Origin of the sequence: Streptomyces sp. NPDC090045 (assembly GCF_044747975.1) — a bacterium.
In the GTDB taxonomy this organism is placed as follows: domain Bacteria; phylum Actinomycetota; class Actinomycetes; order Streptomycetales; family Streptomycetaceae; genus Streptomyces.
Genome location: NZ_JBIVFA010000008.1, coordinates 133,972 through 148,939, shown reverse-complemented (window position 1 = coordinate 148,939; position 14,968 = coordinate 133,972). Strand labels below are relative to the sequence as shown.

9 protein-coding genes and 1 riboswitch are annotated in these 14,968 nt (G+C 73.7%); of the genes, 5 read left to right on the top strand and 4 right to left on the bottom strand.

All coding sequences use genetic code 11. The features are described 5' to 3' along the window. Nucleotides 1–166 precede the first annotated feature (166 nt). Nucleotides 167–1,402 carry a GNAT family N-acetyltransferase gene (locus tag ACIPYQ_RS22185; protein ID WP_401253732.1) on the top strand — a complete coding sequence of 412 codons (1,236 nt, stop codon included), beginning with the start codon at nucleotides 167–169 and terminating at the stop codon, nucleotides 1,400–1,402. 43 nt (nucleotides 1,403–1,445) lie between these two features. Here ACIPYQ_RS22185 and ACIPYQ_RS22180 read toward each other — a convergent pair whose 3' ends face one another. Together ACIPYQ_RS22180 and ACIPYQ_RS22175 are read right to left on the bottom strand one after the other, a co-directional pair. Continuing rightward, nucleotides 1,446–3,662 (bottom strand): germacradienol/geosmin synthase, encoded by a 2,217-nt coding sequence (locus ACIPYQ_RS22180; protein ID WP_401253729.1) that lies wholly within the window; start codon nucleotides 3,660–3,662, stop codon nucleotides 1,446–1,448. Nucleotides 3,663–3,775: 113 nt separating this feature from the next. After that, nucleotides 3,776–5,881 (bottom strand): ABC transporter ATP-binding protein, encoded by a 2,106-nt coding sequence (locus tag ACIPYQ_RS22175; RefSeq protein ID WP_401253726.1) that lies wholly within the window; start codon nucleotides 5,879–5,881, stop codon nucleotides 3,776–3,778. A 337-nt stretch (nucleotides 5,882–6,218) separates the two neighbouring features. Here ACIPYQ_RS22175 and ACIPYQ_RS22170 point away from each other — a divergent pair, with 337 nt between their 5' ends. Then, on the top strand, nucleotides 6,219–6,500 hold the full coding sequence (locus ACIPYQ_RS22170) for a hypothetical protein (protein WP_401254251.1): 282 nt from the start codon (nucleotides 6,219–6,221) through the stop codon (nucleotides 6,498–6,500). An 83-nt stretch (nucleotides 6,501–6,583) separates the two neighbouring features. On the opposite strand, the gene cobN is transcribed toward ACIPYQ_RS22170, so the two are convergent. Continuing rightward, nucleotides 6,584–10,219: a cobaltochelatase subunit CobN gene (cobN, locus tag ACIPYQ_RS22165; RefSeq protein WP_401253723.1), complete on the bottom strand. Its 3,636-nt coding sequence runs from the start codon at nucleotides 10,217–10,219 to the stop codon at nucleotides 6,584–6,586. A 53-nt stretch (nucleotides 10,220–10,272) separates the two neighbouring features. Beyond that, nucleotides 10,273–10,352, bottom strand: a riboswitch (cobalamin riboswitch). A 459-nt stretch (nucleotides 10,353–10,811) separates the two neighbouring features. Between cobN and cobG the strand changes: the two genes are divergently transcribed. From cobG to ACIPYQ_RS22150, 3 genes are read left to right on the top strand one after another with little or no spacing between them, the layout of a single operon-like run. Next, nucleotides 10,812–12,137, top strand: a complete 1,326-nt coding sequence (gene cobG, locus ACIPYQ_RS22160; RefSeq protein ID WP_401253720.1) for a precorrin-3B synthase — start codon at nucleotides 10,812–10,814, stop codon at nucleotides 12,135–12,137. Further along, nucleotides 12,134–12,781 (top strand): precorrin-8X methylmutase, encoded by a 648-nt coding sequence (locus ACIPYQ_RS22155; protein ID WP_078893060.1) that lies wholly within the window; start codon nucleotides 12,134–12,136, stop codon nucleotides 12,779–12,781. Before cobG ends, ACIPYQ_RS22155 begins: the two co-directional genes overlap by 4 nt. After that, nucleotides 12,778–14,277, top strand: coding sequence for a precorrin-2 C(20)-methyltransferase (locus tag ACIPYQ_RS22150; RefSeq protein ID WP_401253716.1), 1,500 nt, complete (start codon nucleotides 12,778–12,780; stop codon nucleotides 14,275–14,277). The genes ACIPYQ_RS22155 and ACIPYQ_RS22150 overlap by 4 nt, the downstream gene beginning before the upstream one ends. Before the next feature lie 115 nt (nucleotides 14,278–14,392). On the opposite strand, the gene ACIPYQ_RS22145 is transcribed toward ACIPYQ_RS22150, so the two are convergent. Then, nucleotides 14,393–14,956 carry a GNAT family N-acetyltransferase gene (locus ACIPYQ_RS22145; protein ID WP_401253713.1) on the bottom strand — a complete coding sequence of 188 codons (564 nt, stop codon included), beginning with the start codon at nucleotides 14,954–14,956 and terminating at the stop codon, nucleotides 14,393–14,395. Nucleotides 14,957–14,968: the final 12 nt, after the last annotated feature.

The window sequence follows — 14,968 nt, the reverse complement described above, 5'->3', positions numbered from 1 at the left end:
ACGGCACACCGTACCCACAGATGATCATGGCGGCCACGGATTTTCGGAGCCGGGAGCCACTCCTGGGCGACCTGCGGGCTGCGGCCGGCCGCCGGATCGGCTGAAACCCACCGCCTCCGACCTATATGGGATGACCGGTCCTCGATGACCGATTAGTCTCGCGATCATGGTGGACATCCATGAGGTACCCGAGGCCGACATCGACCGCGCGCTGGAACTCGCGTACCTCGTCTTCCACGACCGGCCCGAGAAGGAGGCCCGCGCCAGACACCACGCGCTGCTGGTGCGGTGCCTGCGGATCGGCGCCTACGACGGGGACGCCCTGGTCGGCTTCATGGCCGCGCACGACTTCCGGCTCTCGGTGCCCGGGGCGGACCTGCCCTGCCCCGGGCTCACCTTCGTCTGCGTCGCCCCCACCCACCGCCGCCGCGGCGTTCTCACCGGGCTGATGACCGAGATGCTGGAGCGCGCCCTGGGCACCGGCAGCCCGGTCGCGGCCCTGTGGGCCTCCGAGGCCGCCATCTACGGCCGCTTCGGCTACGGCGGCGCGACCACCGGCGTCACCATCGAGATCGACTCCACCCGGCCGCTGGCCCTGCGCATCGACCCGGACCGGCGCCCGCTGCGGCTCGTCGACCCGGAGGAGGCGCTCGCCGTGATCGGGCCCTTCCACGAGTCGGCCCGCACCCGGCGGGCCGGCCGGCCCAGCCGCAGCGCACCGCGCTGGCGCGAGGAGTGGCTGGCCGAACAGGACGAGCAGGACGAGGAGCTGAGCCCGCCCCGGATCATCGTCCTCGGGGAGCCGGGCGAGCCGATCGCCGGCTACGTGCTCTACCGCACGAAGCCCGAGGCCGACGGCGGGCCCGCCCGCGCACCCCAGGGCCTGGTCCGGGTCGACGAACTGGAGGCCGACACCCCGGCGGTGGCAGCCGCCCTGTGGGAGTGCCTGGCCGCCCTCGACCTCACCGGCCGGGTCCGCGCGTGGGGGCGCCCGCCCGACGACCCCCTGCTGCACTTCGCCGCCGACCGGGACCAGGTGCGGGTCACCGCCCAGTTCCCGGCGCTCTGGCTGCGCCTGGTCGACGTACGCGCGGCGCTGACCGCACGGTCCTGGGCCGCACCGGTGGACGTGGTGCTGGAGGTGCACGACGTACGGCTGCCCGGCAACACCGGGCGGTTCCGGCTCGACGCGGGGCCGGGCCGGGCGGCGTACGAGCCCACGGACGCGGCCCCCGACCTTGCCCTGGACGTACGGGAGCTGGCCGCCTGCTACCTGGGCGGGACCCGGGTCGCCGAACTGGTCGCGGCCGGGCTGGTACGGGAGCACACGCCCGGCGCGGCCGCCGCGCTGGACGCGGCCCTGTGCACGCCCGTACTGCCGCACACGAGCGACGAGTTCTGAGGGCGGGCGGGGACCGGGCCGGCGGTCATCGGGCCGGCCCGGTTCAGGCGGGGAGGGAGATCCGGGCGGCCGACATGCCGAAGCCGGGGCTCCGGACGCCGCCGGACAGGCCGGTCCCCGGCCGGTGCAGATCCTCCTCGCGGTAACGGCGGCAGTTCCGGTGCCAGTTCAGGATCCCGGAGAGCCAGTCCTGGAGCTCGCGCACGTACGCGTCGAGCCCGGCCCGGGCGCCGGCGTCCAGCTGCCAGTCGTCGTAGAGCAGCGGCAGCTGGTTCGCGACGATGTGCTCGAACTCCTCCGTGCGCTGTGTCATCAGCGAGTGGCAGATGTGCAGCGCCTCCGGGTAGCCGATGTCGAAGAAGTTCCGGGTGACCAGGACGTGGTTGTGGACCTCGCCCTCGAACTCCACCTCCTTCTGGTAGGAGAAGATGTCGTTGATCAGGCACGCGGTGTCGGCCGCCGCGTTCTCCAGGGACCGGATCGTCCCGGAGGCGTAGATCTCCTCGGGGATGCCGCGGCCCGCCTGGCCGAGCCGGCACAGGTACATCGTGAGGTTCGAGCCGAAGGTGTGCCGGCGCATCTCGGCGTAGTCCACCGGGTCCGGGATGCGGTTCTGGATCTGGTTCTCCATCTCCCACACCCAGCTCTCCAGCATGCTGACGAGCGTCGCCCGGAACTCGGCGCGGACGGCCCGGGTCATGCTCCGGCTCGTGCGGACCCACAGGTCGGCGAGCGCCCGCTCCATCGCCGTGACCGGCGCCGGCTGTTCGGCGTGGTCGACCGGGATCATCGCGACCAGCCGCGCGGTCGTCGCCTTGGCGGCCGCGAGGTTCTTGGCCTGGCCGAAGGCCGCCGGGTAGTAGTCGTCCCCGTACGTTCCCCAGGTCAGCCAGCACGCGTTGAGGAGCAGTGCCTCGCGCGTGGCGTCCGGGTCGATGCCGGCCGAGCAGAGCGCGAAGTCGTAGCCCCGCAGCTTCTGTTCGGTCCAGATGGCGGATCCGGGGTCGCCGGGCTGCGGTTCCACCAGGCCCATCCGCCGGGCCCAGTCGACCGATCCCTCGCGCGCGTGGTCCAGGTGCGGGCTGAGGGAGAGGGCGAACGGCATGTAGACCTCCGGGATCACGGAGGGCCCGGTGCGCTCGAAGGGGACGTGGGTGAAGGAGCGGCGGCGCAGGTCGGCCGAGCGCTGCGTGAAGACGGACCTGAGGTCGAGCGCGGTGGTGCCGAGCCCGGAGGGGAGGAAGGGCAGGGTGACCGGGGCGGTGGCCCTGGCCTCCTTGTTCATGTAGCGGCTGGAGACCATGTGCCATTCGTGGCCGCCGGACTGCCAGTCCTGCAGGCCCTTGGCGTAGGCGAGGACGGCCGCGATCTCCGCCGGGGTCATCGCGTGGTCGGTGAAGAGCTGGGGGAGTTCGGCGAGCGCGGTCTGCTCGAACTGGTGCAGGCGGGAGGTGAGCAGATCGTTGGAGACCTCGGCGGCCTCCTGGGTGGTGCAGCCGAGGAAGGTCTCCAACACGAGGACGGCGTTGGACAGTTCGCCCTCGTCGGTGACCTCGCGCTGGTAGGAGAAGAGGTCGTTGCGGAGGTGGACGGCGTCGGAGAAGGCGTCGCGCAGGACGCCGAGCGCGCGCGCGTGCGCGACGCGCGCCGGGACCTCGGCGGCCACGTATTCGATCAGGCCGGCCGACCAGGGGGCGCCGCCCACCTTGCGGCGCATCTCGATGTATTCGAGGGGGTTCGCCACCCGCCCGATGCCGATGTTGGCGAGCTCCCACATCGACTCGTCGAGGAGGTTCTTCGTGGACGAGGAGAACCGTTCCCGCCAGGCCTTGGACATCGCGGGGACGGTCCGCGCCCACAGGTCCGCGAGCCCGGCCTCGACCGGGTTGGTCGGCGCGGGGAAGCCGCCGGCCAGGTCCATCGGCATGAAGGCGGCCAGCCTGTCGAGGTACTCCCTGGCGCCGGCCCGGTCCTGCGAGCGCTTGAACATCTCCAGGAAGTGGTCGTCGAAGAAGAACACCCACACGTACCAGTCGGTGACGAGGGACAGCGCCGCGGCGTCGCAGTCGGGGTGGGTGTACGAGCAGAGCAGCGCGTAGTCGTGCGAGTCGAGATCGCTCTCCTCCCAGACGCCGGAACCTTCCAGCATCCCGAGGCCGCGGGCCCACCGCTTGGTGTGGATCCGCGCGTCCTCCAGGTGGGGGTTCAGTCGTGCCGGATAGGGCACATAGAAATCCGGCAGTTGAAACGGCTGCGTCACGACGGGATGGGCCTTTCGTCCATGGGTGCGGGGGCCCGGTCGTCCCGGGCCCCCGCACGAGATGAGCAGTGCCCTACCCGGGGTGCCGCCGGGATAAGGGGGAGTTCACCGCATCAGGTGATGGACCTGCCGTTCCGCGGCGCGGGCGCCTGCCGGGGGATAGAAGGGGGCGGTGCCGCGGGTGTGCCGTCGGAGGCGCCGTCCGCACCACCGCCCGTCCCAGTGCCTGCCGTGCCGCCTGCCGTGCTGTCTGCCGTGCCGTCTGCCGTGCCGCCTGCCGTGCGGGCGAACTGCTCGGCCTGCATCCGGAACATCGCCGCGTACCGCCCGCCCAGGGCGAGCAGCTCCTCGTGGCCGCCCCGTTCGACGAGCCGGCCCTCGTGCAGCACGTAGATGACGTCGGCGAAGCGGACCCCGGACATCCGGTGCGTGACGAGGACCACCGCCCGCTGCGGCCCGGCGAGGCCCCGGATGCTCTCGAAGGCGGCGATCTCCGCCTCCGGGTCCAGCGCCGAGGTCGGCTCGTCCACGACGAGGAGGCGGGCGTCGCGGAAGCGGGTGCGGGCCAGGCCGAACTTCTGCCACTGCCCGCCGGAGAGCTCCGAGGCACCCCGGAACACCCGGGCGAGCAGGGTCTCGTAGCCGTGCGGCAGCTTCTCGACGACGCGGTCCGCCCCCGCGTACCGGGCGGCGGCGATCACCTCGGCGCCCGGGCCGGCGGCGCGGTCCGGGTCCTCGGCGCCGGGCCGGCCGATGGCGATGTTGGTACGGGCGGTCACCGGCCAGCGCTCGAAGTCCTGGGTCAGCAGGGCGACCCGGTCGAAGACCTGCTCCCGGTCGGCCTCCCGGAGCTCCACGCCGTCCCAGGTCAGCGATCCCGAGTCGGGCAGGTGCAGGCCCGCGAGCAGTTTGACGAGGGTGCTCTTGCCGGAGCCGTTCTCGCCGACGAGGGCGACGACGGTGCCCGCCTCGATCGTGAGGCTGACCCCGCTGAGGGCGGGCTCCTCCCGGTCCGGGTAGCTGAAGTGCACGTCGTCGAGGCGTACGACGCCGAGCCGCTCGGGCAGCGGCAGCCCTCCGGAGGGGATGGCGCGGCGGGCCGCCTCGGCGACGAACCGCTCCAGGTCGCGCACGTACAGGGACTCCTCGTGCAGGGTGTTGGTGGTGGCGACGAGCGCGCCCAGGCTCGCCGACCCGGTGCGCACCGCGATCACGGCGGTGCCGGCGACGGCGAGGTCCATCCGGCCGGAGACGATGAGCGCGCCCATCGCCCCGTACGTGACCAGGGCCGCGAGGCCGGAGAGCGCGGCGGCGAGCAGCTCGGTGCCGGCCTTGTCCTTGGCGAGGCGGGTGGCCTCGCCCTCGGCGACCTCGGCCATGTTGCGGTAGTGGCCGAGGAGATAGCGGCCGACGCCGTGCACCCGTACTTCGGGGGCCGACGTACGGGAGATCAGCAGCTGGCCGATGAGCCGGGCGGCCCGTACGTGCTCCACCCAGGTGATCATGGACAGGTAGCGGCGCTGGGCCACCCGCATCGCGCCCCAGCCGCGCGGGGCGGCGATGAGCAGCAGCATGGGCAGCAGCAGCGGGTGCAGCACGGTGAGCACCCCGGCGGTGGCGACGAGCGAGATGACCCCGCCGAGGGTGGCCACGCAGGCCCCCACCGTCCGGCGGGCGGAGGGCGGCCCCCACTGGGCGCTGTCCAGCAGCCGCCGGAACTCCCCGTCCTCGATGGCTTCCAGCTCCACCGCGACGGCGGCGCTCAGGTACTGCTCGTGCGCGGCCCGCTCGACCTTGGGCTCCAGCCGCCCGGCGGCCGCCGTGGACCGCGAGGCCAGTACGGCCCCCAGTACGGCGACCAGCGCGCCGGCGGCGAGCGCGGGCACGGCCGCGTGCAGCCGGTCGGCGGCGCTGCCCGCGCCGAGCAGCGTACGGAGCACGTCGCTGATGACGAGCAGCCCGACGGCGGAGGTGATCCCCTGCCCGGCCTCGGCGGCGGCGACGGTGAGCAGGGCGGGCCGGTCGGTGTCCCAGGCGAGGCGCAGGGTGCCGCCGACCATGCGGGGCATGGAGCGCAGGGTGCTGATCAGCCGGCCTTCCAGCCGGGCGTAGTCGTGGTTGGACCAGCCGGCGTCGTAGCGCAGGGGCCCGCCGAAGAGACGGCGCTCGCTCTCGGAGACGGCGGGCTCGGCGGCCGCGGGCCGCTTGAGGAGCCTCACGCGCGGCCACCTCCGCCCGGTGCCGGGTCGAACACCACATGAACGTGCACGGATCGCAAGATTCCTCCCGAGGCGCTGCGGCTGCGAACTGACGCCGGAAGAACGTGGCTGCTCAGAGCGGCGTCACGGCCGCCGGGGAACGAACGCCCGCACACAGTTGCGACGCACTCGCACACCCCAAGGCACGCCCGGTGACCCGGCGTTCGAACCACCCGGAGGTGTCGATGCCCCCCTTCGAGGGATTGCGCCCGGAACCGGCGGAGGCCGCCCGGTGGTGGCCCCCTCCTGCGCGGTGCGCGCGGCTGCCGTGTCCGCCGGGGTGTCGGAGCTTGGGGGAATGTGTGGTTCGGTTAGGTTTGCACCGATATTTGGTTTCGGCGTTCCGGGAGGGACACTCGTGGCTATTGATCTGGACAAGGTGCTCGACAAGGCGTGGGCGGACAAGCCGCTCGCCGAGGTGCTCGCGGCTCCCGTGGCCGCGCTCAAGGGGGTCAGCGACAAGGACGGCGAGCTGCTGCACGAGGCGTTCGGGGTCAAGACCGTCGCCGACTTCGGGCAGCTGAAGTACGTGCGGTGGGCGCAGGCGCTCGTCGCGCTGAACCAGACCGTCAAGGCGTAGTCGATTAGTCGAGTAGTCGGGCAACGGAAGAGGCCGTCCTCCCCACCCTCGTACGGTGGGGAGGACGGCCTCTTTCCGCGGTCCTACTCGCCTTCGCCCTCGAGGTTGCCCTCGGTGTCCAGGTAGACCTGGCGGAGGGATTCGAGGATCTGGGGGTCCGGCTTCTCCCACATGCCGCGGGACTCGGCTTCGAGGAGGCGTTCCGCGATGCCGTGCAGGGCCCAGGGGTTGGCCTCCTCCAGGAAGGCGCGGTTCGTCGGGTCCAGGACGTACGTCTCGGTGAGCTTGTCGTACATCCAGTCCGCGACCACGCCCGTCGTGGCGTCGTAGCCGAAGAGGTAGTCGACCGTCGCCGCGAGTTCGAAGGCGCCCTTGTAGCCGTGGCGGCGCATCGCCTCGATCCACTTGGGGTTCACGACGCGGGCGCGGAAGACGCGGCTGGTCTCCTCGACCAGGGTGCGGGTCTTGACCGTCTCCGGGCGGGTGGAGTCACCGATGTAGGCCTCGGGGGCGGTGCCGCGCAGGGCGCGGACCGTGGCCACCATGCCGCCGTGGTACTGGAAGTAGTCGTCCGAGTCCGCGATGTCGTGCTCGCGGGTGTCCGTGTTCTTGGCGGCGACCGTGATGCGCTTGTAGGCCGTCTCCATCTCGTCGCGCGCCGGGCGGCCCTCCAGGCCGCGGCCGTACGCGTAGCCGCCCCACACCGTGTAGACCTCCGCGAGGTCGGCGTCCGTGCGCCAGTCGCGGGAGTCGATCAGCTGGAGGATGCCGGCTCCGTACGTACCCGGGCGCGAGCCGAAGATACGGGTCGTGGCCTTGCGCTCGTCGCCGTGCACGGCGAGGTCCGCCTGGGCGTGGGCGCGGATGAAGTTCGACTCCGCCGACTCCTCCAGGGAGGCCGCGAGCCGGACCGCGTCGTCCAGGAGGCCGATGACGTGCGGGAACGCGTCGCGGAAGAAGCCCGAGATGCGCAGGGTCACGTCGATGCGGGGGCGGCCGAGCTCGTCGAGCGGGATCGGCTCCAGGCCCGTGACGCGGCGCGAGGCCTCGTCCCAGACCGGGCGGACGCCGAGGAGGGCGAGGGCCTCCGCCACGTCGTCGCCCGAGGTGCGCATCGCGCTCGTGCCCCAGAGGGAGAGGCCGACGGAGGCGGGCCATTCGCCGTTGTCCGTGCGGTAGCGGGTCAGGAGCGACTCGGCCAGGGCCTGGCCCGTCTCCCACGCGAGGCGGGAGGGGACGGCCTTCGGGTCGACCGAGTAGAAGTTGCGGCCCGTCGGCAGCACGTTGACCAGGCCGCGGAGCGGGGAGCCCGAGGGGCCCGCCGGGATGAAGCGGCCGTCCAGGGCCGCGACGACGTGGGCGATCTCGTCCGTCGTGCCGGCCAGCCGCGGGACCACCTCGCGGGCCGCGAAGGACAGGACCGCCACGACCTCCGGCGACTGGTCCGCGGCGACCGAGGAGACGGCGTCCACGGACCAGTTCGCGTCCTCCATCGCCTGGACCAGGGCCCGGGCCTGCGCCTCGACCTCGTCCGCCGAGGTACGGGTGGCCTTGGACTCGTCGAGGCCGAGCGCCTCGCGCAGGCCCGGCAGGGCCGTCGTACCGCCCCAGATCTGACGGGCGCGCAGGATGGCGAGGACCAGGTTGACCCGGGCCTCACCGGTCGGGGCGCCGCCGAGCACGTGCAGGCCGTCGCGGATCTGGGCGTCCTTGACCTCGCACAGCCAGCCGTCGACGTGCAGCAGGAAGTCGTCGAAGCCCTCGTCGTCCGGGCGCTCTTCGAGGCCCAGGTCGTGGTGGAGCTTCGCCGCCTGGATCAGGGTCCAGATCTGGGCGCGGATGGCGGGCAGCTTCGCCGGGTCCATCGCGGAGATCTGGGCGTACTCGTCCAGGTGCTGTTCGAGGCGGGCGATGTCGCCGTAGGACTCGGCCCGGGCCATCGGCGGGACGAGGTGGTCGACCAGGGTCGCGTGCACACGGCGCTTGGCCTGGGTGCCCTCGCCCGGGTCGTTGACCAGGAAGGGGTAGATGAGGGGGAGGTCGCCGAGCGCGGCGTCCGGCGCGCAGGCCGCGGACAGGCCGGCGTTCTTGCCCGGCAGCCACTCCAGGTTGCCGTGCTTGCCCAGGTGGATCATCGCGTCGGCGCCGAAGCCGCCGTCCTCCGCGCGCGCCTGGATCCAGCGGTACGCGGCCAGGTAGTGGTGCGACGGCGGCAGGTCCGGGTCGTGGTAGATCGCGATCGGGTTCTCGCCGAAGCCGCGCGGCGGCTGGATGAGGATGAGCAGGTTCCCGCGGCGCAGGGCCGCCAGGACGATGTCGCCCTCCGGGTTCGCCGAGCGGTCCACGAACATGTTGCCCGGGGCCTCGCCCCAGTGCTGCTCGACGCTCTCGCGCAGCTCCGCCGGGAGCTCGGCGAACCAGCGCCGGTAGTCGGCGGCCGGGATGCGGACCGGATTGCGGGCCAGCTGCTCCTCGGTCAGCCAGTCCTGGTCGTGGCCGCCGGCCTCGATCAGGGCGCGGATCAGCTCGTCGCCGTCGCCGGACACCAGACCGGGGATGTCCTCGGTGGGGCCGAAGTCGTACCCGCCGGCGATCAGCGTGCGCAGCAGTTCGACGGCGCTGGCCGGGGTGTCGAGGCCGACCGCGTTGCCGATGCGGGAGTGCTTGGTCGGGTACGCGGACAGGACCAGCGCGACCTTCTTGTCGCGGCGGTCGATGTGGCGCAGACGCGCGTGGCGTACGGCGATCCCCGCGACCCGGGCGGCCCGCTCGGGGTCGGCCACGTAGGCGGGCAGGCCGTCCTCGTCGAGCTCCTTGAAGGAGAACGGGACGGTGATCAGGCGGCCGTCGAACTCGGGCACAGCGACCTGGGTGGCGGCGTCGAGGGGGGACAGGCCCTCGTCGTTCTCCTCCCAGGCGGAACGCGAACCGGTCAGGCACAGCGCCTGGAGGATCGGCACGCCGAGCGCGGCGAGGGCGCCGGCGTCCCAGGACTCGTCGTCACCGCCGGCGGAGGCGGTGGCGGGGCGGGTGCCGCCGGCCGCGAGGACGGTGGTGATGATCGCGTCCACGGACTCCAGGGCCTGCAGGAGCTCCGGCTCGGGGGTGCGCAGGGAGGAGACGTACAGGGGGAGGGGCTGGGCGCCCTTCGCCTCGATGGCCTCGCAGAGGGTGTGGACGAAGGCGGTGTTGCCGCTCATCTGGTGCGCGCGGTAGTAGAGCACGGCGACCTTGGGGGCCGTCTCGGGGACGGCCTCCGTGGTCTGCTGCGCGTCGCGCTCCAGGGGGCCCCAGGTGGGGGCGGCGGCGGGCGGCTCGAAGCCGTGGCCGGTCAGGAGGACCGTGTCGGAGAGGAACCGGGCCAGCTGGTCGAGGTTGGCCGGGCCGCCGTGCGCGAGGTAGCCGTGCGCCTCGGCCGCGATGCCGATCGGGACCGTGGAGGCCTCCATCAGCTGGGCGTCCGGAGCCTGTTCGCCGGTCAGGACCACGACCGGGCGGGTCTGGCCGGGGGCGAGCAGCAGGTCGAGGCCGTCCTGCCAGGCTCGGAGGCCGCCGAGGAGGCGTACGACGACCAGCTCGACCCCGTCGAGGAGGCCGGGGAGGTCGTCGAGGGGAAGGCGGGAGGGATTCGCGAACCGGTACGGGACGGGGCCGTCCGCGGTGTTCGCTGCGCGAGCGCTGAGCAGATCGGTGTCGGACGTCGACAGCAGCAGGATCATGCGGCGGCAGGCCTTCCTCGGGGTTTCCGCGCCCCGGGCAGTGAGGACAGCGGGAGTTCCTGACTTGCCCGGCGGTGTGGCTCTGCCGGGTTCACAGTGGCGGGTCCGCGCCGGAATCGCACCGGGCTTCCTCCCATGTCGCCGTCCTCGGCGACGGCGGGCCGTGTGGTCCGCCGGAAGGTCATCTTAGGGGTGGGCGGGGCGGGGCGCTGCGCTGGGCCGGGTCGCTCCGCCGGGTCGCTGCGCTGGGCCGGGCGGGTAGGGGGCGGGTGCGACGCCGTTGCGGGGGCTCTGCCCCCGGGCCCCCGCGCCTCAAACGCCGGCGGGGCTGGATTCGGTGGGCCGGGCTGGATGGGGCGGGTGCGGCGGCGTTGTGGGGGCTCTGCCCCCGGGCCCCCGCGCCTCAAACGCCGGCGGGGCTGGATTCGGTGGGCCGGGCTGGATGGGGTGGGCCGGGCTGGATTGGCCCGGCGGGGCTGGATTTGGCGGGCCGGGCTGGGTGGGTTGAGTTGGGCTGGATGGGGTGGAGTGGCTGGTGGGGGTGGTGACGGACACAGGTCGGGGGAGGGGAATCGTGGGTATGCTCGCCGCCATGCCCCAGTCCCCTTCCGCCGCATCGCGGGACGAACCCGTCATACGGGACCGCGGTGACGCCTGCCCCGGCGCGCTGCGGCTGCACGCGGCGGACGACGGGTTCCTGGCGCGGGTGCGGATTCCCGGCGGGATGCTCGGCGGCGCCGCCGCGCGGCTGCTGGCCGATGCCGCCGACCGGCTCGGCGACGGCCACCTCGACCTCACCTCGCGCGGCAACGTGCAACTGCGCGGCCTCGGCGAGAGCTGCGGCGGGGAACTCGCCGCGCTGCTGGCGGGCGCCGGGCTGCTGCCCGCGCCCACGCACGAGCGGGTCCGCAACATCGTTTCCTCGCCCCTCGCCGGCCTCGACCGGCTCGGCCTGCCCGACGTGTCCCCCTGGGTGGCGGAGCTGGACGCGCTGCTGTGCGCGAGCGACGCGGCGGCCGGGCTGTCCGGGCGGTTCCTCTTCGCCCTCGACGACGGCCGGGGTGATGTGTCCTCGCTCGACGCGGACGTGAATCTCGCCCCCTGCGGTGGCGGGAGGGCCCGGCTGTGGGCGGGGGACCCGCGGGACGCCGTGCTCGTCTCCTCGCAGGACGCGCCGCGGGCCGCGCTGACGGCCGCCGAGTACTTCCTGGAGGCCGTTCGCCAAGCCGGTACCCGGGCCTGGCGGGTGGCCGAGCTGCCTCCCGAACACGCCTTGTCCGGTGCCCGGCTGACGCAGCGGCTGGCCGATGCCGGTGTCCGCGCCGCCGTTGCGGCCCCGGCGCCGGGCCCGTCCGCCCGGTCCGCCGGGGCGCCCGAGCCCGGCATCGTGCCCGGCCCGGACGGCACCGCCGCGCTGTCCGTCCTCGCGCCGCTCGGGCGGCTCACCACCGCGCAGTGGCGGCGGCTCGCCGGCCTCACGGACCGGGTCCGGCTCACTCCCTGGCGCGGGATCGTGGTCCCCGGACTGCCCGGCCACGCGGCCGCCGCCGCGCTCGCCGGCCTCGCGGAAACGGGACTGGTCACGGCGCCCGACAGTCCCTGGCGGTCCGTCACCGCCTGTACGGGAAAGCCCGGTTGCGCGAAGGCGCTGGCCGACGTGCGCGCCGACGCGCGGGCCGTCATGGAACGGGCCCGCGGACCGCTGGCCGTGCACTGGTCCGGCTGCGAGCGGCGCTGCGGGCATCCGCGCGGCTCCGCCTGGGTGGACCTGGTCGCCACCCCCGCCGGATACGACCTCCACGTCGAAGGCCGCGCACCGCGGCGCGGCGTACCGGAGCAGGAGCTCGCCCCCGCCCTCGCGGACGCCCGACACGCAGATCACGTACGTCACCACCGCCCCGACTCAGTGCAGAAATGAGCGAGTACACCGTGTTCGAGTACGAGAAGGACGGCGCCGCGATCTACCGCCAGTCCTTTGCCACGATCCGCGCCGAGGCGGACCTCTCCGGCCTGCCCGCCTCGGTCGCCCAGGTCGCGGTGCGCATGATCCACGCCTGCGGAATGACCGACCTTCCGCAGGACCTCGGGTACACCCCCGAGGTGGTGCTGCGCGCCCGCGCGGCCCTGGAGGCCGGTGCGCCGATCCTCTGCGACGTCCAGATGGTCGCCAGCGGGGTCACCCGCAAGCGGCTGCCCGCCGGCAACGACGTGATCTGCACCCTCTCCGACCCGGCGGTGCCGGACCTCGCGGCGAAGATGGGCACCACGCGCAGCGCCGCGGCCCTCGAAGTCTGGCGCGACCGCGGCCTGTTGGAGGGTTCGGTGATCGCCGTCGGCAACGCGCCGACCGCGCTGTTCCGGCTGCTGGAGATGATCGAGGAGGGCGCACCGCGTCCGGCCGCGGTCATCGGGGTGCCCGTCGGCTTCATCGGCGCCGCCGAGTCCAAGGACGCCCTCGCCGCCCACCCCTCGGGGCTCGACCACTTGATCGTGCGCGGCCGCCGGGGCGGCAGCGCCATCGCCGCGGCCGCCGTCAACGCCATCGCGAGCGTGGCCGAATGAGCGACGCACAGCCCAAGGGCCGCCTCTACGGGGTCGGGCTCGGGCCCGGCGATCCGAACCTGATGACGCTGCGGGCCGTCCAGGTGATCGGCGAGGCCGATGTCGTCGCCTATCACAGCGCCCGGCACGGGCGGTCCATCGCCCGCTCGATCGCCGTGGCGCACCTGCGCGAGACGCACATCGAGGAGCCGCTGGTCTACCCGGTCACCACCGAGACCACCGACCACCCCGGCGGCTACCAGGGTGCGATGGAGGAGTTCTACGAGGCGGCCGCCGCCCGGCTGGCCGCGCACCTGGACGCCGGCCGGACCGTCGCCGTGCTCGCGGAGGGCGACCCGCTCTTCTACAGCTCGTACATGCACATGCACAAGCGGCTCGCGGACCGGTACGAGACCGAGGTCATCCCCGGCGTCACCTCGGTGAGCGCCGCCGCCGCCCGGCTCGGCACCCCGCTCGTGGAGGGTGAGGAGGTCCTGACCATCCTTCCCGGCACGCTGTCCGAGGAGGAGCTCACCGCCCGTCTCGCCGCCACCGACTCGGCGGTCGTGATGAAGCTCGGCCGGACCTTCCCCGCCGTACGGGGCGCGATGGAGAAGAGCGGCCGGCTCGCCGAGGCCCGCTACGTCGAGCGCGCCACCATGGCGGGGGAGCGGACCGGCCGCCTCGCCGACACCGACGCGGAGAGCGTGCCGTACTTCGCCGTCGCCGTGGTGCCCAGCCGGATCGGCAACCCGGGCAGCGTGCCGTCCGGGCCCGGCGAGGTCGTGGTCGTCGGCACCGGCCCGGCGGGCCCGCTGTGGCTCACCCCGCAGACCCGGCGCGCGCTGGCCGACGCGGAGGTGCTGGTCGGCTACACCACGTACCTGGACCGGGTTCCCGTGAAGCCGGGGCAGATCCGGCACGGCTCCGACAACAAGGTGGAGTCGGAGCGCGCCGAGTTCGCGCTCGACCTGGCCCGGCGCGGGCAGCGGGTGGCCGTGGTCTCCGGGGGCGACCCGGGTGTCTTCGCCATGGCCACGGCGGTCCTGGAGGTGGCCGGGCAGGCGGAGTACAAGGACGTGCCCGTACGGGTCCTGCCGGGCGTGACCGCGGCCAACGCGGCGGCCGCCGCGGCCGGCGCCCCGCTCGGCCACGACTACGCCACCGTCTCCCTCTCGGACCGGCTCAAGCCGTGGGAGGTCATCGCGCAGCGGCTGCGCGCGGCCGCCGCGGCCGACCTGGTGCTCGCCCTCTACAACCCCGGCTCGCGCAGCCGCACGTGGCAGGTGGCCCAGGCCCGCGAGCTGCTGCTGGAACTGCGCGCGCCCCGGACCCCGGTGGTCGTCGCGCGCGACGTGGGCGGGCCGGAGCAGTCGGTGCGGATCGTCACGCTCGCCGAACTGGAGCCGTCCGAGGTCGACATGCGCACGATCCTCCTGATCGGCTCCTCGCAGACCCAGGTCACCGACCGGCCCGACGGGTCGCGGATCACGTGGACCCCGCGCCGCTACCCGTGACCGGGTGAGGCGCAGCCGTACGTGAGGAAGGCCCGGTGCGACGACCGCACCGGGCCTTCGCCCGTCCGGAGCCGGAACACCTCCGGAACGACTCCGGGCCGTCGCCGGCGGCGCGTCAGCCGGCTGCGGTCGCGCCGTCTCCCGCGGCCGCGCCGCAGGCCAGGCGGAACAGCACGTTCGGACGCAGCGGTCCCTCGGGCGCGTCGGGGTCGTCGAAGTCGTCGGCCGGGTCCCGGGTCATCCCGATCCTCTTCATCACCGCCTGGGAGCGGACGTTGCCGGCCGTCGTCACGGCGAGGATCTCGGGCAGCCCGAGCGTGTCGAAGCCGTACGCCAGGACCGCCCGCGCGGCCTCGGTGGCGTAACCCTGGCCCCAGGCCGCCCGGGTGAGCCGCCAGCCGATCTCCACTCCGGTGAACGGCAGGCCGTCGTCCACGTGGTCCATGCCCGCGAAGCCGATGAACTCACCCGTGGCCCGGACCTCGACGGCCCACCAGCCGTAGCCCCGCCGGTCGAACGCGGCCCGGAACCGCACGATGGAGGCCTCGCTCTGCTCACGCGTGAGCAGGTCGCCCAGGTGCCGGCGCACCTCGGGATCGGCGTTCATCGCCGCCCAGGGGTCGAGGTCGGAGTCACGCCATCGGCGCAGGACGAGGCGGTCGGTGTGCAGTTCGGTCATGCCGCCCACCCA